The 700-nt window shown below is 43.1% G+C and carries 2 protein-coding genes; one reads left to right on the forward strand and one right to left on the reverse strand.

Translation table 11 applies throughout. The annotated features are described in order from the left end of the window. Window positions 1-204: hypothetical protein (locus tag ACYVRA_RS07875; RefSeq protein ID WP_461252186.1), on the forward strand; the 204-nt coding region annotated here is incomplete at its 5' end. Here ACYVRA_RS07875 and ACYVRA_RS07880 read toward each other — a convergent pair. Further along, complete coding sequence (locus ACYVRA_RS07880; protein ID WP_461252187.1) at window positions 157-546, reverse strand: hypothetical protein; 390 nt, start codon at window positions 544-546, stop codon at window positions 157-159. The two genes, ACYVRA_RS07875 and ACYVRA_RS07880, sit on opposite strands and share 48 nt — an antisense overlap. Between the last annotated feature and the right edge of the window lie 154 nt (window positions 547-700).

Raw genomic sequence — 700 nt, forward strand, 5'->3', positions numbered from 1 at the left:
GCGCTGGACAGCATGATAGATACTTTTACAGATATTAAAGAATTGATTAATACGGCGATGGATAATTTTAGAGGGAGCAACCTTACGTTGATTCATGGCGGGAAAACATCTGTAAATTCACAAGACCAGTTTTGGTGGATGATACAGATCAGCATTTCAGGGCTTGAAGTCTGGCGGAGCTTCCGTGGTTGTTACGGGTATTGACTCACCCTTCCAGAAAAATTTGTAACAGTTCGGCAAAGTCAACGGATTGGCAAAGGGAACGCACCGGTGTCCGGGGATTAAAATGCCATTGAGCAATTCAAGCCGTGAAGGAGTGATAACAAACACTGCCGGTTCAAAACACGCTTTACGGGATACCCAGTGTCTATTATCCTTCCTGAAAGCGATTTTTCTAACGTCCAGATAAGCGCCTATTTCCTTCGCAAGCTGCTTGCTCGGCTTCTGCCCGGACGCCTGCACATAGATTGTGATATCGTCCAGAGTAAACGGCTCGCTTGCGTTTTCGAGAAATTCATAAAGCGCTTCTTCCTGTTCTAAATCCATTTGATTTATGATAAAATAAATTTACCTATAAAATCAATATGGAGAAATTAAAATGCAGTATGGTTATTTTGATTCTGAAAAAAGAGAATATGTAATTGACAGGCCGGATACGCCGGCTCCCTGGGCGAATTATCTTGGATCTCCCGCACATGGC

The sequence above is a fragment of the Treponema sp. R8-4-B8 genome (assembly GCF_054786175.1).

Excerpts from the sequence above, each read along its gene's own strand:
- ACYVRA_RS07880 (WP_461252187.1), bottom strand. The coding sequence starts at position 546 with ATGGATTTAGAACAGGAAGAAGCGCTTTATGAATTTCTCGAAAACGCA.